The sequence below is a fragment of the Paenibacillus sp. BR1-192 genome, from assembly GCF_029542445.1.
GTDB lineage: Bacteria > Bacillota > Bacilli > Paenibacillales > Paenibacillaceae > Paenibacillus_AQ > Paenibacillus_AQ lautus_A.
This window is the reverse complement of record NZ_CP120718.1, coordinates 836,028-858,212: the sequence shown is the minus strand read 5'-3', so window position 1 is coordinate 858,212 and position 22,185 is coordinate 836,028. Positions and strand designations below refer to the sequence as shown.

General features: G+C 52.1%; 19 protein-coding genes. 4 read left to right on the top strand and 15 right to left on the bottom strand.

The window, feature by feature from the left end:
• Positions 1-13: 13 nt before the first annotated feature.
• The 8 genes from P0X86_RS03755 to P0X86_RS03720 form a co-directional block, all read right to left on the bottom strand.
• Positions 14-874 carry a transporter substrate-binding domain-containing protein gene (locus P0X86_RS03755; RefSeq protein WP_090912662.1) on the bottom strand — a complete coding sequence of 287 codons (861 nt, stop codon included), beginning with the start codon at positions 872-874 and terminating at the stop codon, positions 14-16.
• A gap of 208 nt (positions 875-1,082) precedes the next feature.
• Entirely contained in the window at positions 1,083-3,050 is a 1,968-nt protein-coding gene (locus P0X86_RS03750; RefSeq protein WP_096777050.1) for a methyl-accepting chemotaxis protein, read from the bottom strand.
• Between the two features lie 485 nt (positions 3,051-3,535).
• The gene (locus P0X86_RS03745) at positions 3,536-4,756 is read right to left on the bottom strand and encodes a sn-glycerol-1-phosphate dehydrogenase (RefSeq protein WP_277747815.1); all 1,221 of its coding nucleotides are present in this window, start codon (positions 4,754-4,756) and stop codon (positions 3,536-3,538) included.
• Positions 4,753-5,520 carry a glycerophosphodiester phosphodiesterase family protein gene (locus P0X86_RS03740; protein ID WP_277747814.1) on the bottom strand — a complete coding sequence of 256 codons (768 nt, stop codon included), beginning with the start codon at positions 5,518-5,520 and terminating at the stop codon, positions 4,753-4,755. The genes P0X86_RS03745 and P0X86_RS03740 overlap by 4 nt, the downstream gene beginning before the upstream one ends.
• A gap of 26 nt (positions 5,521-5,546) precedes the next feature.
• Complete coding sequence (locus P0X86_RS03735) at positions 5,547-6,860, bottom strand: ABC transporter substrate-binding protein (RefSeq protein WP_277747813.1); 1,314 nt, start codon at positions 6,858-6,860, stop codon at positions 5,547-5,549.
• A gap of 61 nt (positions 6,861-6,921) precedes the next feature.
• Entirely contained in the window at positions 6,922-7,755 is an 834-nt protein-coding gene (locus tag P0X86_RS03730; protein WP_277747812.1) for a carbohydrate ABC transporter permease, read from the bottom strand.
• Positions 7,756-7,793: 38 nt separating this feature from the next.
• Complete coding sequence (locus tag P0X86_RS03725; protein ID WP_096777055.1) at positions 7,794-8,672, bottom strand: carbohydrate ABC transporter permease; 879 nt, start codon at positions 8,670-8,672, stop codon at positions 7,794-7,796.
• The gene (locus P0X86_RS03720) at positions 8,665-9,720 is read right to left on the bottom strand and encodes an ABC transporter ATP-binding protein (protein ID WP_277747811.1); all 1,056 of its coding nucleotides are present in this window, start codon (positions 9,718-9,720) and stop codon (positions 8,665-8,667) included. Before P0X86_RS03720 ends, P0X86_RS03725 begins: the two co-directional genes overlap by 8 nt.
• A 361-nt stretch (positions 9,721-10,081) precedes the next feature.
• Between P0X86_RS03720 and P0X86_RS03715 the strand changes: the two genes are divergently transcribed.
• The gene (locus tag P0X86_RS03715; RefSeq protein WP_012818956.1) at positions 10,082-10,843 is read left to right on the top strand and encodes a DeoR/GlpR family DNA-binding transcription regulator; all 762 of its coding nucleotides are present in this window, start codon (positions 10,082-10,084) and stop codon (positions 10,841-10,843) included.
• Positions 10,844-11,889: 1,046 nt separating this feature from the next.
• On the opposite strand, the gene P0X86_RS03710 is transcribed toward P0X86_RS03715, so the two are convergent.
• Entirely contained in the window at positions 11,890-12,924 is a 1,035-nt protein-coding gene (locus P0X86_RS03710) for a lytic polysaccharide monooxygenase (RefSeq protein ID WP_277747810.1), read from the bottom strand.
• A 378-nt stretch (positions 12,925-13,302) separates the two neighbouring features.
• Entirely contained in the window at positions 13,303-13,602 is a 300-nt protein-coding gene (locus P0X86_RS03705; RefSeq protein WP_096777059.1) for a hypothetical protein, read from the bottom strand.
• A 205-nt stretch (positions 13,603-13,807) separates the two neighbouring features.
• Here P0X86_RS03705 and P0X86_RS03700 point away from each other — a divergent pair, with 205 nt between their 5' ends.
• The 3 genes from P0X86_RS03700 (at position 13,808) to P0X86_RS03690 (ending at position 16,417) form a co-directional block, all read left to right on the top strand.
• Positions 13,808-15,223 carry an NAD-dependent malic enzyme gene (locus P0X86_RS03700; protein WP_090912644.1) on the top strand — a complete coding sequence of 472 codons (1,416 nt, stop codon included), beginning with the start codon at positions 13,808-13,810 and terminating at the stop codon, positions 15,221-15,223.
• Positions 15,216-15,821: a class I SAM-dependent methyltransferase gene (locus P0X86_RS03695; RefSeq protein WP_096777060.1), complete on the top strand. Its 606-nt coding sequence runs from the start codon at positions 15,216-15,218 to the stop codon at positions 15,819-15,821. Before P0X86_RS03700 ends, P0X86_RS03695 begins: the two co-directional genes overlap by 8 nt.
• Positions 15,822-15,901: 80 nt before the next feature.
• Entirely contained in the window at positions 15,902-16,417 is a 516-nt protein-coding gene (locus tag P0X86_RS03690; protein WP_096777061.1) for a DinB family protein, read from the top strand.
• A gap of 215 nt (positions 16,418-16,632) precedes the next feature.
• On the opposite strand, the gene P0X86_RS03685 is transcribed toward P0X86_RS03690, so the two are convergent.
• The 5 genes from P0X86_RS03685 to P0X86_RS03665 form a co-directional block, all read right to left on the bottom strand.
• The gene (locus tag P0X86_RS03685) at positions 16,633-17,607 is read right to left on the bottom strand and encodes an anti sigma factor C-terminal domain-containing protein (RefSeq protein ID WP_277747809.1); all 975 of its coding nucleotides are present in this window, start codon (positions 17,605-17,607) and stop codon (positions 16,633-16,635) included.
• Between the two features lie 115 nt (positions 17,608-17,722).
• On the bottom strand, positions 17,723-19,156 hold the full coding sequence (locus P0X86_RS03680) for an alanine/glycine:cation symporter family protein (protein WP_277747808.1): 1,434 nt from the start codon (positions 19,154-19,156) through the stop codon (positions 17,723-17,725).
• Positions 19,157-19,386: 230 nt separating this feature from the next.
• Positions 19,387-20,160, bottom strand: coding sequence for a MerR family transcriptional regulator (locus P0X86_RS03675; protein WP_213580178.1), 774 nt, complete (start codon positions 20,158-20,160; stop codon positions 19,387-19,389).
• A 163-nt stretch (positions 20,161-20,323) separates the two neighbouring features.
• Complete coding sequence (locus P0X86_RS03670; RefSeq protein ID WP_277747807.1) at positions 20,324-21,097, bottom strand: hypothetical protein; 774 nt, start codon at positions 21,095-21,097, stop codon at positions 20,324-20,326.
• A gap of 274 nt (positions 21,098-21,371) precedes the next feature.
• The gene (locus tag P0X86_RS03665; RefSeq protein WP_277747806.1) at positions 21,372-22,040 is read right to left on the bottom strand and encodes a hypothetical protein; all 669 of its coding nucleotides are present in this window, start codon (positions 22,038-22,040) and stop codon (positions 21,372-21,374) included.
• Positions 22,041-22,185 lie beyond the last annotated feature (145 nt).

The following is a 22,185-nucleotide window of genomic DNA, read 5'->3' as shown; positions in this document are numbered from 1 at the left end:
AGCCTGATCCAACCTACTCCAGCCATTTTTTATGAATGTCCGCAAACTTGCCTTGCAGCTTCATTTCGTCGATCCACATTTCCAGATAGCTTGCATATTCAAAGTCGCCGCGAGGGATCATGTAGCCTTTTTCGCTGTTCGTGAACGGCTTGTCCGTCAAAGCGGCATACAGTCTGGAATCCGCCTTCGCATACGTGATCGCTTCGATTGTATCGGTGATCATCACGTCATACGTACCGTCTGCTACCAAATGCGGGATATCCAGGTTGTTCGGTACAACCGTCACATTCGCTTTGGTCAAGTGCTCGCGCACGAATACTTCGTTCGTTCCGCCCGGATTCACGCCGATGCGAACGGAAGGTTTATTGATATCTTCAACCGTCAGGTATTTGTCTTTGTCTTCTGCACGGATCAATGGAGCTTTGCCGAAGGAAATGTACCCTTGGGATACATAAGCCGTTTTTTGTCTAGCCGTGTTGCGGGTAACGCCGCCCACTGCGATGTCGAACTTATCAGCTTGCAAGTCCTTCATCATGTTGGACCAAGTCGTGTTGACGTAGCGTACTTCCACGCCAAGGTCTTTACCGAGCTCTTCCATGGCGTCAACGTCATAACCTTCATACTCTTTTGTAGCAGGATTCAAATATGTAAACGGTTTGTAATCCCCTGTCATACCAACCCGGATGTAGCCTCTTTCGATAATTTCGTCAAGCTGGGAAGCCGCTTGCTTCTTCAGTTGACCAGGTGCATTGGTCGAGGCGGATTTAGCCGATACCTCCGGTGATGTGAGGACCTCGTTTGCCGCAAAGCCCGTTGCTACCAATGATAAGCTGACTACCCCTGCCAGTAATACCTTTTTCCAATTTTTAGCCATGATTTCGTTTCCTCCAGTTTTCTTCTAGTTGTACTTCGTGATGCCCCTTAGTGGGCAGCGGCATCGATCTGCCTTGAAACGTCAAACCTCTTCTTGCCGGTACTTCCTCTGACTTACTGCCTTGCACGCTTGCGATTTGAGCCGTTTTCCTTCCAGGCATCCCCCCTCTCAAGTACCGTTACGCGCGGTCCGTAAGATCCAGGGAATGTTAGAGACTGAATTTGCCGAGCTCTTTGCTGAGCTCCTGGGCGACCGTCTCCAGTTGTTTTACGGAGTTTGAAATCTCCTTGATGGTTGCAATCTGATCTTCCATGGCAGCCGTCACGTTCTGTGCATCATTGGAAGTCAGATCCGCAATGGATTTCAGCTCTTCAACCGAAGCGCTGACCTGTTCCGATCCAGCGGACATTTCTTCGGATGCCGCCGATACTTCCAGAATGTGATCCGCCACGTTGCGGGTCGCATTCAGAATGTTATCGAATTTCTCGCGCACATCTTCAATCAAAGCAATGCCGTCCTGTACATCCTTACGGCTGACGTCCATGACCTGTACGGCGTTGATTGTGTCCTCGCGAATTTCCGTAATCAGCTTCGCTATCTGATCGGTCGAAACCTCCGACTGTCCCGCCAGCTTCTTGACTTCTTCAGCCACGACCGCAAAGCCGCGTCCATGCTCGCCCGCTCTGGCAGCCTCGATGGAAGCGTTCAGGGACAGCAGTCGAATCCGGGAGGTGACTTCCGTGATAAAGCTCAAAATTTGCTCGATTTCCGAGGAACGCTCATTCAAACGCTCGATCGCCGTGCCGACTTTGGATGTACCCTCGCCGATGTTGCCGATCTGTTTCACGGCTTGCTCAACGACAACCGATCCGGTCTCCGCTTGGCTGGCAGCTTCCTGCGCGGCTTCGGACACCATCGAGGACGTCTCGGCGATTTTGACGATCCCGCTGGCCATGTCGCTCATGGACGTAGCGATTTCGTTGGAGCTTGAGGCGTGAGCTTGTGCTCCGCTGGCAATTTGGCGAATGGAGGATCCGATTCGGTCCACGCTGTCCATGGCCGTATCGACCCCGCTCGAGACGGTTTCCGTCACCGACATGACCTGGCGGGAGGAATCGTTCACGCCGAGGACCAGATGCTTCAGATGCGATACCGTCTGGTTGAAATCGCTGGAAAGAACGGCCACCTCATCCTTGCCGCTAACCTGAATGGTCTTGGTCAAATCGCCTGCTGCGACTTCCTTCACAGCCGTGTTGAGCCTGCGGATCGGCCGGACGATCTGGGCCGTGAACCAAATTGCTGCAGCGGCGGATACGACCAGGGCCGCAACCGAGATAATGACTAACGTAAACGACATCTCCTTGATTGGAGCATTCAGCTCATGGGTCGGTGCCGTCACGAAGACCCCCCAGTTCAAGTTGGACGGTGCATAAGCCGCCGAATACTCGGTACCTTCCAATACATAATCGAACTCGCCTGGTCTGCCCTGGCTGACCTCTTCGTAGGCCTTCGTTAATCCGGCGCTGTCAACGTCCTTCACGTTGGATTGAAGTACAAGTTCCTCTTGCGGATACCACATGAACGTCCCCGATTTGCTCAGAAGAAAGGCATATCCGGTGTCTCCGAACGTTTGGGACGATACTGTTTTCTGAACTTCGTTGATCGGAAGGGTGGAGCCCATGTAGCCGTACTGTTTTCCATCCTTCATCAGCGGAATGATCATCGTAACGATGTTATTGCCCGTCCGTTTGGAAAGCACCGGCTCCGACACGACCAGCTTGCCTTCGCCCTTCCCGGCTTCCTGATAATGGACGCGGTCGGACACGTCGGTCACCTCGCCCAGAAAGTTAATGACGTTCTTCCCCGTCAAATCGTACGAGAAGAAGAAGGTCTCAAATTCCTTGTTCACTTCCTGCGCAGCCTGAATCAACTGCAGATCCTGCTCTTTGTTGCCCGTAATGAATTTCCCGATGCTTTCCACCTTGGCAATCTCCACATCAAGAAATTGGTCGATCTGAAGCGCAAGCTTCTCCGCGCTAAGCTGAGCTTCCTTGTCCAAGCTCTCCTGCAGCAAGTCAGATGACCGACTGTAAGTTACGGCAAAAACGGATCCAAGACTGACTAGCAAGAGCAAACAAATCATTGTAATCATCTTTTGCTTAAGACTCTTTAGCATGCTGTAAATCCTCCCCCAATAAGTAGCGCTTTGGTCCTATCCGATCATTCGTCCAAAATTTTTGCAAGTGCTCTTTTTTCTGTAAGGACTTTCTCTCTACATACAAAAACGAACAGGCAATGTCGAAAAATGTTGGTGTAAAATGGGGAGATAAGACTCCGCTTTATAAGTTATCGGTAGCATTTGTCCAATATTTGAGAGTTTGGCGAAACTTTTTACATAATTCGACTTTTAGGTCGTTTATGTAAAAATAGATGGGTAATAGTTCTAAATGCCTATTCAAATGAAATAAATTACATATATCTTTAGACCTTGTTGGCGATCGGCAGCGGCGGCACCCCCTCAGTCTTTGGGGCGCTGGCCGTCTTCGTAAGGCCGGACGGAATCAAAGCACAGCTGCAGAAAAGCCAAAAAGGCTGCCCCATTGAAGCAGAAGGATCTGCTTGAGGGACAGCCTTATTTCACTCGTCGACCTTTAACCTGCCTTAATGGACAAATAAGGATCTTTGTTCGTTGTAAGCATGGAGCAGCGTGTAGCGGCTGTATCGAACCTTGTGGGCCTCAGCCAGGCTCCGTTCCAGCAGCCCATCTCCGATCGGAAGCTCCGACACCCCGGCCGGTCCGCCTACCATGCGCATCAGATCGCCCAGCACTTCCGGCTCCGGGAGATGCGTAATATGAGACCGGATGTCGTTCCAGTGCAGCGCCATTCGCCGTTCTATATCTTCCGCACCCGGGGAGGAGCCTCCGTTCAGCTCGATCCCCTGCTCTCCGATACGATGATACAGCTTCGAGATTTCCACGCAAGCGGCTCCAACTTTGGCACCGTGCAGCAGCTGTTTCTTCCCTAGACGGATAAACTCCATCTCCCAATAATGGGACAGGTGATGCTCCGAACCCGAAGCCGGATGGGATCGACCGAACAGCAGCATCGCCAGGCCGGATTCGACGAGCGCCCCCATCAAGATGCGTACGCCCTCCTCGCTCCGCTTCGCAATCTGTTCCACCGCGTTCACGCACTGGCTGAGCGCGGATTTCGTTATCTCCGCCGAAATTTGCAAATATGGCTCGTCGGCCACCAAACTGCCAAACCTCCAGTCGAACAGCGATGTGTACTTGCCCAGCATATCCCCGAATCCGGCGGCGGTTAACTGGGAGGGAGCAGCCATAAGAATATCGACGTCCGCGAATATCGCGCTCGGTCCGATGGCCGGAATCGTTATCTTCTCGCCCCGTATAATGATCGGCGCTCCCTTGGAATTAAATCCATCCACCGATGCGGCCGTAGGTACGGAGATGAACGGAACGCCCGCGGTATAGGCGGCGTACCGGCTAATATCGTGAATCGTCCCTCCGCCTACCGCCAGCACCGCCTTCGCCCCGCTATGCTGGATATCCAATATGACCTGGACCAGGGATACTTCATCCGCGATGACATCTCCCTTCCGGTCCGGAAGCAGCCGGGTGACCTGGACCCCAATCGATGATTTCGCGAGGAGATTCGAAAGCCTCCGGCCCGCCTGGCCATAGGTATTATCGTCCACGACCATGACCACCGAGGTCCACCGTTTCGTCTCAAGGTAGCCCGCCACCTCGTCTAACGCTCCGTGCTGGATCTGAACCAGCTCTACTTCGTCCAGATTCGCAAGCTGATGGGCCGGTAAATCCGCCGCTAGACTCCGGACATTCGATAAAATGGAGGTCATATCCGCGTACCCTTCTTTCCGGTTACCGCCATCGCCGGCAGCGGGTCATTGCAGGTCATGCCGGTAACCCCGCACTCCAGCGAATACCGGACGCCCTGCTCATCGTCCGGGCAATAGCTCCAGACCAGCAGCCCCTGTGCCTGGAACCGGGCAACGAGTTCCGGCGTAAGCAGTGACATCTCCACGCCGATCCCCCACATTTTGGCGTAGGTGCCCTCCTCCCCGAAGTCAAAGCCGGACATTTTCTCGCCCGGAAACCCCTGAGTCTTCTGGCCATGCGTTTCATGGATATAGGTCAGAACCTGAGCATCGAAGCAGGTGAATACGCAGCGCGGCAGGTACCCGTACCGGTTCAGCATGTCAATCGCCAGGTCGGCGGCCTCTTGGGCATCGGGACTGGGCTTAATCTCCACGTTGCACAGAACCTCGGGGTATTCCCGAAGCAGTTCGCAAAGCTCCGCAAGCGTCGGGATCTTCAAGCCTTCGAATTCCAGGGCAAACCAGCCGCCCGCATCCAAAGCCTTCAGCTCCGCAAGCGTGTAATCCCTTACCTCGCCGGCGCCATTGGTCGTACGCTGAACCGTTGTATCATGGATAACCACCACCTCCTTATCCTTCGTCAGCCGAAGATCAAACTCCAGCATGTCAACGCCTAACTCCAGTGCCTTGCGAAAGGCCAGCAGCGTATTTTCCGGATAAGCCGATTTATACCCGCGATGTGCAGCCACCATCATAGAGGATGGCTCCCGTAGTCGTTCGATCATATGTCCTGCCACTCCTTTACCTGTTGTTATTGGGCCAAAATCCGTTCCGTCTCTTTCTTGAAGGTATCCAGCGTCGCCGGGATATCCTTGCTGTCATACATGATCGCTTCCATGGCCGAGAAGAACTCATGCATAATCTCAGGCCATGCCACATCCTTATTGGTATCCATAGCGAATTCCAGCTGATCATAAGCGACTTTGCGGTTCGGTTCTTTGGCCCACAGTTCTTGGATCTTCTCCGACTCCACCATCTTCTTCGTGAAAGGCAGGTAACCGGATTGCAAAATAAATTCAAGAGCGCCTTCCTCTTCCATCTCCATCCACCGAATGAACTCCCATGCCGCTTCCTTGTTCTTGGAAGAAGACAGCATCGTGACGTTCGCGCCTCCGGTCGGATTCGCATATACTTCGTCCTTAGGCAGGAATGCCGTCACGTAATCGAAATCCACCGCGCTGGACAATCCGCCGATCGATCCCGTGGATTGGTACATCATCCCGACTTTGCCTTCCACAAACATGCTGTTTACGATGTTGCCGGAATCCTGAGCAGGCGGATAATACAAAGCGCCCGTGCTTTGCAGGTCTTTCAGGTAAGTGAACATTTTGGCTCCGGCACCGTTATCCGAAAAGCCGATCGACGTATTGTCGTCATTGAAGAACGTGCCGCCGGCTTGCGAAATCATGGCAATCGGATACCATGTGTCGTAGGGCATCGTGACGCCGTATCGCTTATACTCGCTGCCTTCCTTGACGACCAGCGCGTTCGCGACCTCCTTCATTTCCTCCCATGTCGTCGGGATTTGAAGCCCGAGCTCATCCAGCAAGGTTTTGTTCACGTGCAGGATCGGGGTGGAACGGTTCAGCGGCAGCGACACCAATTGATCATTGAAGGTGGAGTGTCCCATTAAACCGGCAGTGAAGTCGTCTGGGCTGATGCCGGAGCCTTCAAGAAAAGGCGTCAGATCCTCAAGGACCTCCGAATCGGCGAACATCTGGATGTAGGCTCGCTCGAGCATGCTGACATCCGGGCCGGTGCCGGATGCAATCGCCTGCTGCAGCTTGGTTACCGTTTCGTCGTAGCTGCCCTGGAAGGTGCCTACGACTTCGATATCCTCATGGGATGCATTAAAGCGCTGAATGAGCGCATCCATGTATTCCCCGTTCTTGCCTCCCAGCGAGTGCCAGAACTGCACCGTGGTTTTCCCCTTGTCTCCGGACGGGGCTTCGGTTCCCCCGCTTCCCGGTGCTTCGCCGGGCTCGGCCGAACCTCCTCCACCGCATGCGGCAAGCAAACTGAACAGCAGGATGACGGATAGGCGTGTATACCATTTGGATTTCATGTGATTCATTCCTCCATTAATTATTCGATTATGAATGGCTGAAACCTGTCATTTCCTGTAATTATTTAATGCCCGAATAAACAAAAGCCTTCACGATGTGCTTCGAACAGAACAAATATACAAGCAGGATGGGCACCACCAGAATCACGTTGCCGGCCATGATGATATGCCAGTTGCTGATGCCCTCGGTCTCCCGCAGCATGGCGATCCCCAAGGTCAGCGGCCGGACGGCTGCCGAATCGGTCATGACAAGCGGCCAGAAATAGTCGTTCCAATGACTGACGAAGCTGAACAGCGCAATGGTGGCGAGTGCCGGCTTCGACATGGGGATCATGATCTTCCGGATGATTTTGAACTCGCTGGCGTTATCCAGACGGGCCGCTTCGATGATTTCCTCCGGAATCTGCATGAAGTATTGCCGCAGCAGGAAGATGCCGAAGGCATTCGAAACGAACGGAATGATCTGCGGGAGCAGGGTTTTGACCAATCCCCAATCCGCCATCATCAGATAAACCGGAATGAACGTAACCTGCCCCGGGATCATGAAGGCCAGCAGGATCATGCCGAACAGCAGCGTTTTTCCCGGGAATTTATACTTGGCAAAAGCATACGCCGCCGGAATCATAATCAGGAACTGCAGTACGATGATGGAACCGGTGACGACAACAGAGTTCCTGAAATAGGTCAGGAAAGGCCCCGCATTCATCGCTTCCGCGAAATTCCCCCACTGCGGCGAAGCCGGAATCCACGTCGGCGGAAACGTCATCGTCTCCCGGAATGTCTGGAGCGATGTGGAGATCATCCACAGGAACGGAAAGATGAAAATCATGAGCACTGCAGCCTTCAGCAAATAGCCCAGCGCCGTCCATACGATTTTTAAGTCAAAGGTCTTCAAACCGTGCCTCCTTTCTTCGTGGCCAAAGCCTTATAGCCTTATTGATAGTGGACCTTCTTGGATAACAGCCGGAAATAGATGAACGTGAGCAATCCGATAATGGCCATGAGCACAACGCCTGTCGCCGCCGAATAACCGATATTGGTCGTTCGGAATCCGTATATGTAATACACAAGCGTCGTCGTTGCATTGTTTGGTCCTCCGCCTGTCATCACCTGAACGGTATCGAATACCTTGAAGGAGCCGATCGTCATGATGATGAGAATAAAAAACAGCTGCGGCGAGATCATCGGCAGTGTGATTTTGTAAAACACCTTGAACTTGCTCGCATTATCCAGCGCGGCCGCTTCATAAATGCTCGGCGATATGCTCTGCAAGGCTGCCACGATAATCAGGGTATAATAGCCGATGGCCTGCCAGACCGACACGATAATGACCGATATCAGCGCGGTCTTGGAGCTTTGAAGCCATGCCGACGGCGGGAGTCCAACCAGCTTGAGCAGATAATTGAGCAGTCCTTGATTCGGCTCCATCAGCCACAGCCAGACCAGCGAGATCGATACGATGGATACGACGTGCGGCGTGAAAATCCCGGCCTGGACGATCGAATTGAAACGGCCTTTCTTGTTCAGCCATACGGCGATCAGCAGGGACAGCAGCATGGTCAAAATGACGACCCCGGCCGTATAGACGGAGGTGTTCCAGAGTGCTTTGTAGAAATCCCCGCGCCCCAGAATCTGCGTGAAATTGTCCAATCCGACAAACTTGCTCTTGTCTTTGTTCATCAGGTTGTATTTGAACAAGCTTAAGTAAATCAAATAACCTACCGGATACATCACGAACAGCAGGATACCCGCCATGGCTGGCGCGATCAGCACATAGGGCCTGATCCCTTCCCAGATCCTCCTCTTATCCATGGGCCAGCCCTCTCAGCCGCTCCATGAACTCCCTGTGGCGGTTGTCCTTCTCGTCCACCCGGTTCTCATCCGGACCGAAGAAAAACAATTGGTCGGCCGGCACGCCGAGACAGACCTGCTGATCGACATGGTATCTGTCATCCGGACATTTCACCATGAATGCATGACCATCGGTCGTCTTCACCTGATAAATCGTCTCGGAGCCCAGCATTTCTCGCGTGATGATCTCGCCCTTGGCCGTGTAGTGAAACGATTCCGGTTCCGTGCCGATCACAACGCTTTCCGGACGGAACCCGAACGTCGCGCGATCGTCCCCCAGCGGCGCAATGTTCATGGGAGGAACCCCGATGAACTGGGCCGCAAACAGATTGCTGGGCTTGCGGTACACCACTTCGGGCGGCGCCTCCTGCTGAATGACCCCTTTGTTCATCAGCACGATGGTATCCGCCATCGACATAGCCTCGATTTGGTCATGGGTCACGTAAACAAAGGTCGTCCCGAGCTTCTTGTGCAGCTCGATCAGCTCGATCCGCATCTGAACCCTCAGCTTGGCGTCCAGATTGGACAACGGTTCATCCATCAGGAAGACGGACGGATCCTTAACCATGGCCCGGGCTAAAGCCACCCGCTGCCGTTGTCCGCCGGACAAGGTGGAGGGCTTGCGGTCTAAATAATCGTTCAGTCCCACGGTTGCCCCTATGGTTTCCACCAATCGCTTACGCTCGGCTTTGGGAACCTTATTGTTCACGAGGCCGAATTCGATATTCTCGCGGACCGACATCGTCGGGTAAATGGCGTAGTTCTGAAACACCATGGCCACGCCGCGCTTCCCCGGTGCGATGCGCGTGACATCCTTGCCGTCGATCAGAACGGAACCAGAGGTTTGAGGGTCTATGCCCGCAATCATCCTTAGGAGCGTTGTTTTCCCGCACCCTGAAGGGCCGACCAGCACGGTGAATTTTCCGTCCTCGATGGTAAGATCCAAGTCCTGTATGACGGTTTGACGATCAAACGACTTGCTCACTTTCACAAATTCAATGGATGCCAAGAGCGATCCCCCTCACCAATGTGTAATGATGCTGTCATGACAAGCGAAAAAATGAACGATTCCATAACATGAAATCCCTTACATGCACCTGATAATAAGTACGCATCAAATGCACATGTAATGATCACTTTTGTTCATTTTTATTTAATTCGATTGTAGATCTGCAATATTAGGAGAGTGTTAGGCCTTCGTACGGATTGTGTAAATTCGCTTCGCAGCAAGGGATTTAACATGGCATTAACATAACGGGAGTACACTAGATAGATATGGAGCCCATAAGCATAAAAAAGCAAAAGTGCGCATTGTATGTACAAACGCACTCTGCTGCTCATTGTCCAATTAGGAAGGGAGAAATTATCGATTGCTGGCACACGAACGAAAGAAAAGGATCATTGATTACGTAAGGCAATACCGTACGGCAACGGTTGCCGCCCTGGCATCCGAATTCGGCGTCCACACGGCCACCATTCGCCGCGATCTGGCGGAGATTGAACAGGAAGGCGCTTTGAAGCGCACGCATGGCGGGGTCATCATGGAGCAATGGACGCATAACGAGCCATCCTTTAATGAACGGACCAACTTTCATCGGGACGAAAAAATACGCATCGGCCAGCTCGCGGCTTCACTCGTGGAAGACGGGGAAAATATCATCATCGATTCGGGGACAACCACCCTTCATATTGCTACGCATCTTGTGCACCGCTCGGACATTACCGTCATAACCAACGATATGAACGTTGCCGTCGAACTTCGCGATGCTCCGGGCATCAAAGTCATCCTGACCGGCGGGGAGCTGTACCCCTCGAGCTATATGCTAAACGGCATGTTTACCGACCATGTGCTGAAATCCCTGCATGTTGAGAAAGCGTTCATCGGCACCCCTGCCCTGCATCCCCAGCATGGCCTCATGCACCCGGAGGCGCTGCTCGTCCCGGCCAAGCAGAACATGATTCAGGCCGCCGGCGAAATTGTCGTAGTCACCGACCACAGCAAGATCGGCAAGCTGTCCCTGCATACGGTCGCTCCCAACAGCGCCATTCATACACTCGTTACCGGCAGCGAGGCTTCCGACTCGGATGTCAAGCCTTTTCAGGATCGGGGCATCACCGTTTACAGGGTTTGAGGCTAGCAATCTTTGCATGCCTTTGCGGACCTTGGCACCTTTGCGTACCTTGGCGTACCGGCATGCCTTTGCATACTTTCGTACCTTTGCGGAACTTGGCGGACCTTGGCATGCCTTTGCATACCTTTGCACCTTTGCGTACCTTGGCGTACCGGCATATTTTTGCATACCTTCGTACCTTTGCATACCTTGGCATGCCTGAACATACTTCTTGTAGAAAGCACAAAAGGCACCCCGGGGGTGCCTTTTTCAAGCTGCTGCTCGCCAGCGGCTTGCTTATTTATATTCCACTGCTATGTTTACCATCCATACTCGCTTTTTTTCGCGATCACCGGCTTAGACCAAAAGAGCAAACAGCAGAAATTCACTGAACGTCTATAGACACAATCGCCATGTCATTCAATATGTCCAAAACTCAACGGTCGACAGCCAATCCAAGCATGCCCCGGACCACACACCGTGCACGCAGGGTGCACAGGGTGCACAGGGTGCACAGGGAGCAGTGCGCACGATGTACTTGTTCTTTGGTATAAGGACTTCCTAACGGACTCAGAATACCTTATTTCATCGAAAACAACCCTTTTAGTAACTTTAGCGGACCCAGCGGACCTTATTTGCTGTTTTAATCGGTATTTGCCCCCTTATTTCTCATAATAGCGGATCTGGAGTCCGGTACATTGTGAAAAATCGGGTTATGATCTTGAATAACGGAACTAGGGTCCGTTTAAGTTGGCAAAAGCCATGAAATCATACAGAAGGAAGAACATCGACAGTCAGTGAACCCACAATATTTCTTTAGGTAAATCCAAGCTATCAGGGTCAATGCGCAGCCGACGGAAGCTATCTTCTCTACGCTTATTAGAAGCTATCTCCTCTGTACTTATTAGTGGAGGTGAAAAAAAGGAAATATACCACCGCCCACTCTCTCATTCCCTCCATCCGCATAGCGGGTGGTTCTTTGTTTCGCGCGGTTCACGCACGCAACTGGCTAAAGCCTAAGAAAAATCCGGCAGTCATTAGACGCCGGATCCGGTCAAACGATCGATTTAAGGGATAACCTTCCAAACTTCGGCAGATCCAGGTGTTTCGCCTTGAGTCCACCATTTTGCTTCATAGTTCACGCCATTGTGGCTGACTTTGCTGCCGCCTAAATAAACGGCTGTTGCGCTCCATGCCGGATAGGTCGTGGAACTTCCGAATGTTGAAACCGTAAGCGGAGCCGATGCGGATGATTTACTGCCTGAGCTGCTGACGGCTACCACAGTGTACGTATAGGACGTTCCTGCGGTTAGCCCCGTGTTGGTATAAGAGGTTGAAGTCGATGTACCCACAAGGGATCCGTTACGGTAGATTTCATAACTGGAAGCCCCGGTGGAAGCTGTCCATGCCAAGGATACGCTGCTGCTTGTTTGGGATGGGGAAGTAAGTCCTGTCGGTGCAGGAACGCCTGGGTTCGGAGTTCCGCCACCGCCGAAGTCTACATCGATGACGTTATAGAAAGCGTTAGCCGTGTCAGCTACTTCCCATACCGCCAGAATGACATGGTAACCGGACTTGGCAGGAACGTTACATGTGGATGCATAGTTTGTCGGAGGTTTTACGCCGCCGTAGTTAATGGAGCAGAAAGGCGTCAGATCGAACGAAGCTCTGCTCAGCGGAGCATTTTGATCCCAGCCGTCTTTCGTAATGTAGTATTTCCAGCTTGCCGTCGCATGGTTGGCCGTCAAATGCCATTGGAACGTCGTGGTTCCCGGGGAAATGCTTACTTTGCTCCAGCGAGTTGCGGACTGCTCATCGAGTTTAGGGAACGCGCCGCCTGCACTCGCGATTTTGCCATCGGCGGGACCTGCGTTCGGCCAGCCTTTAGGAGCTTCCAAGCTCTGCGGCTCATACACGATGGCACCGCAATCGGTGTTTTGCCCCTGCTTACACAGAATGGCGCGGCTTCCTGGAGAATCGACATATCCGTGGGCAGAAGCTTTATCCGCAAATAAAACCATGAACAAGGTCATCAACAACATCGTGGAACCAGCAATGATCAAATTCTTGAGCCAAGCTTTGTTCGGCAAACTTAAAGTCATACAATTAATCCTCCTTTAATATAAAAGATAATAAATAAAGCGTTTACACAACCTCCGGCTGCTCAGGCCACCTCCCCTTCTTTGATACAGTAGTTGCCCTCTTAACTTACAGATAACTTGACTGAACTTGGAAATCTTCCACAATCATCGTCCAAGCTTTACCAGTACTATCATTATTTTAAAGCATCTGGAAGTCGTATCCCATAACACTAATCAACGATTTGTTACACATTTCAATGAAATTGGATAAATATGTAACCTGAAATGTTATGAAAACACACGGAACTTGCAGAAAAAAATCGCAAAAAAAGCATGCCTCCCCTGGGGGAATCATGCTTTCATCCATGCTGTTCGATCCGTTCAGACCGCGCAGCAGCTCTATTCCACGCCGTCCCTAAAATGCTTCTGGTAATGTTTATCCCCTTTATGCTCCAAATCCTCGATCGTTAGCTCCAGGGTATGAATAATCTGTTCCTTGACCTGATTCAACGTGTCAAAGTACACGTTCTCCTCCGCTCCAACGATGCGTGTGCCACTAAGTGCCTGAACGGCCTGGTAAACCCGGTGCTGTTCGGCCAAATCGTCGACGGCCTGCAGCGTATGTTTCATTTGAAGGAACAGATCCTTATGATGCTGGGTGGTCAAACGTTTTTCAAGCTCCTCGATTCTGGCATTCATGGCAGCTCTCTCCTTCGCAATAAGATGCTTTCGATTATACTTCCTTGGAATCCCCTTTTCCAATAAATTCTTCTTATATATATCACGGTTTCTTTACGGTGAAACAGGAAATTGACCACTGCTCAGCGAACTATGATAACGTTAACATTTTGCATAACTACATACACTGAGAATGACGAAATCGATCAAACATTTGGAGGTAACAATGGAAAACAACGGACTCGGAGGAAAGAGCATTATCCTCAGACTAGAAATGAATACTCAAGAGATCAAATTCGGTGAAGTTGCATCCGCCATATTTGAAGCCGGGGGAGACATGGTTGCCATCGACGTCATTCAAGCCAGCGGCCACATTACCGTACGCGATATTACCATTACGGTCACCGACAGCGTCGATATCGAAAAAATTACAAATACAGTAAAACATTTAAAAGGCGTTCGGCTCGTCAATGTTTCGGACCGCACCTTCCTGCTGCATCTCGGCGGCAAGATCGAAACCCAGCCCAAAATCCCCATCCAAAACCGCGATGACCTATCTCGCGTCTATACGCCTGATGTCGCCCGCGTATGCTCGGCCATTCAGGAGGATCCGAAAAAAGCCTACACGCTCACGATTAAAAGAAATACGGTGGCCGTTATTTCGGACGGAAGCGCCGTGCTCGGTTTGGGCAATATCGGCCCATATGCGGCCATGCCGGTCATGGAAGGGAAGTCGATGCTCTTCAAACAGCTGGCCGGCGTAGACTCCTTCCCGATTTGCCTTGACACCCAGGACACGGAAGAGATTATAGCCTGCATCAAAGCGATGGCGCCGGCATTTGGCGGCATTAACCTGGAGGACATTTCCTCTCCGCGCTGCTTCGAGATTGAACAGAGACTGCGCGACGAGCTGGACATCCCTGTATTCCACGATGATCAGCACGGTACGGCGGTCGTTCTGTACGCGGCGTTGATCAATGCCCTTAAAATCGTCGGAAAATCCATCGATAACGTTCGGGTCGTTGTGTGCGGAATCGGGGCTGCCGGGGTGGCATGCAGTAAAATCCTCCTGTCGGCCGGCGTTAAGGACATCATTGGCGTCGACCGCGAAGGTGCGCTGGTTGCTGGAAAAGAATACAGCAATAGTATGTGGCAATGGTACGCAGAGCATACGAACCCGAACAAAGTCGAAGGTTCCCTGCGCCAAGTGATCCAAGGTGCCGACGTGTTCATCGGTCTTTCCGCAGGCGGCCTGCTTCGCCGCGAAGACGTACAAGCCATGGCTGATCAACCGATCGTATTCGCAATGGCCAACCCTACGCCGGAGATCAGACCCGAAGAGGTCGAAGATATTGTGGGCGTTATTGCGACGGGACGTTCGGATTATCCGAACCAGATCAATAACGTCCTCTGCTTCCCTGGTATTTTCCGTGCAGCCCTAGACTGTAGAGCAACTACGATTAATGAGGAAATGAAGCTGGCCGCAGCCGAAGCCATTGCATCCGCCGTATCGGACGAGGAACGCAACCCGTCGTATATCATTCCGAGCGTGTTCAACCAGAACGTCGTAAAGGCCATTCGTGAGCTTGTCGTGAAAGCAGCGGTCAAGACAGGGGTTGCCCGGAGAATTCCGCGTGAATAAGAATTCCCTCATCCGAAAGTTCAATAAACAAGCTCCTATATATGAAAGGAACACCAGACAGCGCAGACTCGGAGAATGGAGACAGCGGCTGCTCCATGGAGTGGAGGGCAAAGTGCTCGAGGTAGCTGTCGGCGCCGGCGCCAACTTCCCCTTCTATCATCCTGATAAGGTGGACGTAACGGCAGTCGATTTCAGTCCCGAGATGTTAACCCGGGCGCGCCAAATGGCATCCGAGCTTGGCATTCGGGCCACTTTCCTGGAACGGGACATCGAGACCCTGGAGCTGCCGGAACGTTCCTACGACTGCGTGGTTTCCACCCTGTCGCTATGCGGCTATGAAGATCCGGTAAAGGCATTGAACAACATCAACCGCTGGGCCAAACCCGGCGGCCGCATTTATTTGCTGGAGCACGGCATGAGCACGAACCGGCTGCTCGGCGCCGTGCAGCATTTCGTCAACCCCGCGGCACGGCGGATATCCGGGTGTCATTATAACCGGGACATGATCGATATCGTGAATGCCTCGGATCTGAACATCGTCAAGACGGAACGCTATTGGAACGGCATCATCCATCTGATCTGGGCCCAAGCAACCTGACCGTTCATACATACATTCATTTGGACCTGGCGGCATAATTTTAATATGAGCTCTTAATCATGGATATGGAGGAACTTGTTATGAACACAAGGCCTAATGCTAACGAATATTTGCCCCTCGGCGAAAAATACGTATCGCTTGTCCCTGAAGGCCATATTGCCGAGATCTTGCAGCGGCAGCATGACGAGACGTTAAGATCGCTGAGCGATCTGACGGAAGAACAAGCTAATTTCCGCTATGCGGAAGGAAAATGGAGTCTCAAGCAGGTGATCGGCCATATCGCCGATGTAGAGCGTTTATGGAGCTATCGCATTCTCTACATTTCGCGCGGGGATGCCCGTGAATTTTCAGGGTACGACCGGGAGATTTTTGTCCAGAATTCTCCCTTCGGCCAGCTTCCTCTGCGGGAAGCCCTTAAAGATTACGCTGCCGTCAGGCAGTCCACCATTACGCTGGTTGGAAGCTTGACGGAGGAAGCGCTGCTGCGTCAGGGCACGTTCAACAACTACCCGCTCTCCGCCCGGGCGGCCGCCTATGTCATTGCAGGGCATGAGCTTCATCATATGAATATTTTGCGGGATAAATATTTAACGTAATATAGATAAGCTGCTTAGCGGCATGGACAAGTATTACTTATTCTTAAACAAAAGGGGGACCCAAAAGATCTTAGATCTGACGGGAACCCCTTTTTCTGTTAGGAGACGCTCCGTGTACGAATGGTTCCTCCCAATGTTGCTCCCAATTTCTCGGAATGGTTCAAAGCATGGAAGAAATTTGGGGACATATGCAAAGGATGACAGCTCAAGCTGGCTTAGCTCCAATTCCACACCTCGATGCGGCCCAAACGGAATCCCCAGAATTCCGACTCCTCCTTCAGCTTCTCCAGCTCCCGCACAGGTCCCGTGACGGTTGCCCCATAAACTTGAACTCCATTTTTCTTCAAGTAGGCCAGCCGTTGTTTGTCATCATCTACACCGTTGTATTTGATATTGTTGGTCATCCATTCAACGTCGACGATCAGCTGCTGCACATCGTCCGATATTCCTGCCTCCAATGAGAAAAAAGTATGCCATGCAGAAAGGAAATGGTTATCGTCAAACATAATTCTGGGCCTCAATGTAAGATGGGGGATCGTGTGACCAGCGCCGCTAGAGCTATAAGTACCCAGTTTGATTTCCCTCAGTTCACCAGCATAAACAGCCATATTGGTCGCTCTAACATCATAATCCGACAGGAGCTCCAAAACCTGCTCCGGTGACTTCAACGCTCGAAGCGAGAAGAATAATTCCGCTACGTTGCCGTCCTCCAGTTTCTCTAACTGGTTCATTGCACCATTCGGATGAGAGGAGTCTGTAATCTTCCCACCATCCAGAAGCGCAGAATGCAGAACATAAGGGTCCCTTACTTCGCGGTTCAGGTAAGGCCCCTGTTCTTCAACGGAATAGGTCAGTTCTCCCCATAACCTCTTCTTCGCGTGAAGCTCTCCGACAATCAACTGCCATTCCCCCACATCCTTATACACTTTCAGCGATTTCTTCTGTGTGAGGAAGGGCGTCACTTCTACCGAAGACAAGCCGCGTTTATCTACCATAAGTCCACTCTCATGCAATTCAACCGTCGTCATGACAGACCTTATAAATTTATCGTTCAGGCCATTTTTTTCATAATAAATTTGGACGGCTATATAATACATGACATAAGTAAGAAACACGGCCAAAGCAGCCAATAAAGCATTGAAGAGCAGCCTTGCCCTTGTCCGCCAGGTCATCCGATTAACATGCAGCATTCGTATTTTCTCCCCCTTCTCACTTAGACAACGGTTTGATTCCGCAAAGGTTACGGTAAAATCAAAAATCGCTACAGCAGCTAGAACAACAGCTACCGTAGCGATTCCGTCCACGTTATTCGATTATGGCGCTTTTCGTGGTTGGGCCGTCATGTCCATCCCAGCACTCCACATCCTGAAGCCCCTTGATGCTGTCTTTAGTGAAGACCGGATCGAGGCCTGCCCGCTTCTGCTTCAAGTAGTCATTCAGTGCGGCAAAGGCCGTTCGGGATAGCAGCGCGATGGCAATGAGATTCACGATTACCATCAATCCCATGAAGAGGTCGGCCAAATCCCACACCAGCTTCACGCTGGTCACCGAGCCGAAGATGACCATGGCCAGCACGGAAACCCGATAGATCCATACCCAAACCCGATTCGACTTCAAAAATTCGATGTTGGTTTCCCCGTAGTAATAGTTACCGATCAAGGTACTGAACGCAAACAGGAAAATCATGACCGCCAGGAAGTCGGATGCCCACGCGCCCATCTCCATGGCCAGGGCAGCCTGCGTCAGGGCGATTCCATCAAGTCCGGTCTGCTGGTATGCGCCGGTAAACAGAATAATGAATGCCGTGCTTGTACATATGACCGGCGTATCGATCAGGACGCCCAGCGCCTGAACCAGTCCCTGCTTCGCCGGATGGCTTGTCGTTGCGGTCGCCGCTGCGTTCGGTGCGCTCCCCATGCCGGCTTCGTTGGAGAACAAGCCTCTTTTGATCCCGTTCATGAGCGCGGCACCGATCGATCCGCCGACCACCTGCTCATAACCGAACGCGCTTTTGACGATTAGCGCAAAAACCTCCGGCAGCTTGGTGATGTTCGCCAATACGATAAACAACGCGGCACCGACATACAGCACAGCCAGAATCACGACGATCAGCTCCGACATTTTGGCAATTCGCTTCACTCCGCCAAAGATGATGGCCGCAAAAACAACCGCCATGATGATTCCGAGGGTTAAACGATCCGTGCCGAAGGAATTCTGGAAAGCAATCGTAATCGTGTTGGATTGAACCGCGTTAAACACAAGACCGAAGGACAAGGTGATCAGGATCGCAAACAGCACGCCCATCCACCGCTTTTTTAAACCTTGCTGCATGTAATAGGCGGGACCTCCGCGAAATCCGCCCGCTCCATCCTTTACCTTATAAATCTGCGCCAATGTGCTCTCGATAAAGCTGGAGGCCGATCCGATGATCGCAATGATCCACATCCAAAATACGGCCCCCGGCCCCCCAAGCGAGATAGCCAGGGCAACGCCGGTAATGTTCCCGGTCCCGACGCGGGCCGCCATGCTGATGGCAAACGCCTGAAACGGGGAAATGCTGCCCTTCGTTTTGCTCTTGGGTTCGCGGATGACCCGGAACATCTCGCCGATCAGGCGAAACTGCAGGAACTTGGTGCCCACCGTAAAATACAGGCCAAACGCTATCAGCAATACGATAAGCAGTTTAGACCATAGAAAATCGTTAAAGATAGTAACTACCTGCTGTACAATTTGATCCATTCTCTACCCTCACTATATAAATGTCATCACCCATGGTGTAGGTTTGTGAAAAATAGCCCATGTTACATCTAACCATTACTCCCTACGTGGAGACAAGAGGTTAATTGTGGAAGGGGAGGCAGGGTGAACAGATCCAGCTCCTTCAATGGATCCCCTATAAAAAAAGACCCTCTCCTCGCGGGTGAGCGCAGGAAAGGGTCTTATCCGTAAGGCTGCTTGCCTCAGCTTGCTTACAATGATGCAGGATTCGTGCCCGTGTAAATCAGAATCGCATCGCGGAGGAACTTGGCGGTTCCAGGCTGCTTCTCGTCATAATGGGCGGTAAACCGCTCATCGTCAACATACATCTGGGCAAGGCCGGCATGGGCTTCTTTGCTGTAATCATTCCAATAATAGGTGAGCCAACGCTTGTGCAGATCGGCTGCCTTCTGGGCGAGCTCGCCGGCAGGATCGCCCTGCTTAAACGCTTCGGCCAGCGTTTCGTACAGCTCCTCCGCCAGACGCGTTACTTCATCATGCTGCGCTTGCGTCATATTTTTCAGCTTGGCATTGGATTGATTTACAGTTTCGTCGCCATACTTCTCGCGAATTTCCTTACCGTATTTCTTCTCATTATCATCAATCAGCTTCTGCTTGAATCCTTCGAATTTCTCTTGGTCACTCATCGTTTTTCTCCCTTCGGCGGAGGCTATCGTGTTCTCCACATTGGTAATCAGCAAATCCAGTTGCCTTCTCTTGTCTAGGAGCTGCGCATGGTGTTCCTGGAGCGCCTTGGTCCGATTGAAGGATGGTGAGGTCATAATCGCTTTGATACCGTCCAATTGCAGCCCAAGCTCCCGGTAAAACAAGATCTGCTGCAATTGGTCAACCTCCTCCTGCCCGTAAATCCGATACCCCGACGAGTTGATTCTGGCCGGCTTCAGAATCCCGATCTCATCGTAATAACGGAGGGTTCGCGTGCTTATTCCCGCCAACTTCCCAAGCTTCTGCACCGTGTATTCCATGGTTTCACCTCCTGACAAACTCAATGTACACCTTTACGTAACGTTAAGGTCAACACTTTGTGAGAAAAAAATGTTGAATTTCTTATATATAAAAAAAGAAACTGAATGTATTCTTAATAGAATACCATCCAGTCTCTTCAGCAATCCAATCTCGATTCAATCGTTATTCCGTATCCTCATCCGTTTCTCCCGCAGCCGCAGTCGACTTATCAGCGTCCGTATGCTTCTCGTTCACCCATTGCTTCAAGGGCTCGGTCATTTGATCTTTCAGCTTCTGAATCAGTTGATCCTCCGTCACTCCCTTCGCCGCCGCGATCTCGGCCAACGATTGTCCTTCTTCCATTCCGGCCTTCAGCTCGTCCTCCGACACTCCGAGCAATGCCGCGATTTCCTCCGGATTGCCGAATTTGCCGAACCCTCGTCCTCCTTTGCCATGACCTTTCCCCAAACCGGCGTCGCTGCTCTCTACGATTTGGGTAAGACGGTCGCTCAGACCCTCTTTCCACTCGGCTGCTTCGGTTTCCGTAATGCCGCCATCGCTCAGACGCTCATCGATCTTGGCGGTTTCCAGCTCGATCAGCTTCTGAACGAACGCGGATTGGGCCATTCCCTTGCCTTCGGCAATTTCGGCAAACGTGCTGCCCGCTTCAAGCGCCGTCCGGATATCGGCCTCCGTCAGCCCAAGGATTTCGGCCGTTTCCTTCACGATGCTGCCGCCCCGAGGTCCGCCCGCCTTATGACCCATCCACTTCCCTTCCCGGTTCTTCGCTGCATCCGAAGCCGTTGTGTCCGTTCCCGTCTGACCGTCCTGAGCTGCCGAGGCTGCCGTATTCGTGCTCGCCGCGGCAAAGGTTTTGTTCTGAAGATACCCGGCTCCCCCCAGCACGATCGCTGCCGCCATACTGCTTACTAATACTTTTTTGCTTATCGGATTCATCGTCATCTCTCCTTCTAGAATCATGGTTTGTCTTGCTATTTGAAGTATAGGGACGGAATCTGAAAGCAGTCTTAGGGGAAGGTTATGCCAGGCTTAGGCTAAGCTGAAGGTTTGCTGAATGTGGCGCTATGCCAATCGGCTTACGTACATCATGAAGCTGCGGGGTACATCCAGATGCTAGTCGGAAATGGGTGCGGGAGCTAACAAGCGAAAGAAGGCGGGACATGCCAAAAAACCGCGCACATCTGGATGGCGAGCGCGGTGTCAGCAGGAACTAGCGAAAAGACAACGTACGGGAGGAGGCCAGCTTGCGTACCGTCAGCCACAAGGACAAGAGGAGCAGCAGCTCGAATACGTTTGTGGCAGCCGAGCTTTCGATCGGGATCGGTATGGCGCTCCCGGCAGCCATCAGCACCGTGCCGATGAACAGCAGCGGCGTCTTTTTTCTCCGCCATACGATAATGCCTGCCGTCAGCAGCGGGATCAAAATCAGGATCACCATGAGCGGCGGCCCCCCGGATTCGGACGAAACGTAACGCAGCGCTCCGTACTCCATGGATGGTTGGAGCTTGAGCGGCAAGGTCTCCGTCACCACCTCGAGCACGATCAGCGCTGCGGTGAAAAGCCAGGCCCCCCATGCGGCGGCCGGCCTGCTGGTCCAAGGGCTCCCGGCCTTGCGTATCAGGTCGAACGACACGAGCACAAGCAGCGGCGTGGCCAACGCATGCACCCAGAAACGCGCAACGTTAAGCCCCTCCAGCAGATCTCCTTCCCCCATGTATTTTCCGATGCCGATCACGCCGTTATCCCAGACCAATCCGGCCGTTACGATCAGCAGCAAGTACCGAAGCCCCGGTGACGCATCCCGCCTCAGCAGCACGCACCCATACAGAAACAGCACGGCATATATAGCGGCCAAGCCCAAATACAGCACAGAATCCATGGTTACATACCTCCTGTCATCCTAATTCCTCATGAGCGGATTTCGATCGACTCGTATAGTACGTACTGATAGGTTTTATACCCGTTAGCCCGCCATCCTAACCTAAGTGTATGTATATGAAGCGGAGGCTGCTGAGGATGCCGCG

What these genes read in the sequence shown, in the direction of transcription:
- P0X86_RS03755 (WP_090912662.1), bottom strand. Translation starts at nt 874, where the DNA reads ATGGCTAAAAATTGGAAAAAGGTATTACTGGCAGGGGTAGTCAGCTTA.
- P0X86_RS03750 (WP_096777050.1), bottom strand. Translation starts at nt 3,050, where the DNA reads ATGCTAAAGAGTCTTAAGCAAAAGATGATTACAATGATTTGTTTGCTC.
- P0X86_RS03745 (WP_277747815.1), bottom strand. Translation starts at nt 4,756, where the DNA reads ATGACCTCCATTTTATCGAATGTCCGGAGTCTAGCGGCGGATTTACCG.
- P0X86_RS03740 (WP_277747814.1), bottom strand. Translation starts at nt 5,520, where the DNA reads ATGATCGAACGACTACGGGAGCCATCCTCTATGATGGTGGCTGCACAT.
- P0X86_RS03735 (WP_277747813.1), bottom strand. Translation starts at nt 6,860, where the DNA reads ATGAAATCCAAATGGTATACACGCCTATCCGTCATCCTGCTGTTCAGT.
- P0X86_RS03725 (WP_096777055.1), bottom strand. Translation starts at nt 8,672, where the DNA reads ATGGATAAGAGGAGGATCTGGGAAGGGATCAGGCCCTATGTGCTGATC.
- P0X86_RS03710 (WP_277747810.1), bottom strand. Translation starts at nt 12,924, where the DNA reads ATGACTTTAAGTTTGCCGAACAAAGCTTGGCTCAAGAATTTGATCATT.
- P0X86_RS03705 (WP_096777059.1), bottom strand. Translation starts at nt 13,602, where the DNA reads ATGAATGCCAGAATCGAGGAGCTTGAAAAACGTTTGACCACCCAGCAT.
- P0X86_RS03700 (WP_090912644.1), top strand. Translation starts at nt 13,808, where the DNA reads ATGGAAAACAACGGACTCGGAGGAAAGAGCATTATCCTCAGACTAGAA.
- P0X86_RS03690 (WP_096777061.1), top strand. Translation starts at nt 15,902, where the DNA reads ATGAACACAAGGCCTAATGCTAACGAATATTTGCCCCTCGGCGAAAAA.
- P0X86_RS03685 (WP_277747809.1), bottom strand. Translation starts at nt 17,607, where the DNA reads ATGCTGCATGTTAATCGGATGACCTGGCGGACAAGGGCAAGGCTGCTC.
- P0X86_RS03680 (WP_277747808.1), bottom strand. Translation starts at nt 19,156, where the DNA reads ATGGATCAAATTGTACAGCAGGTAGTTACTATCTTTAACGATTTTCTA.
- P0X86_RS03675 (WP_213580178.1), bottom strand. Translation starts at nt 20,160, where the DNA reads ATGGAATACACGGTGCAGAAGCTTGGGAAGTTGGCGGGAATAAGCACG.
- P0X86_RS03670 (WP_277747807.1), bottom strand. Translation starts at nt 21,097, where the DNA reads ATGAATCCGATAAGCAAAAAAGTATTAGTAAGCAGTATGGCGGCAGCG.
- P0X86_RS03665 (WP_277747806.1), bottom strand. Translation starts at nt 22,040, where the DNA reads ATGGATTCTGTGCTGTATTTGGGCTTGGCCGCTATATATGCCGTGCTG.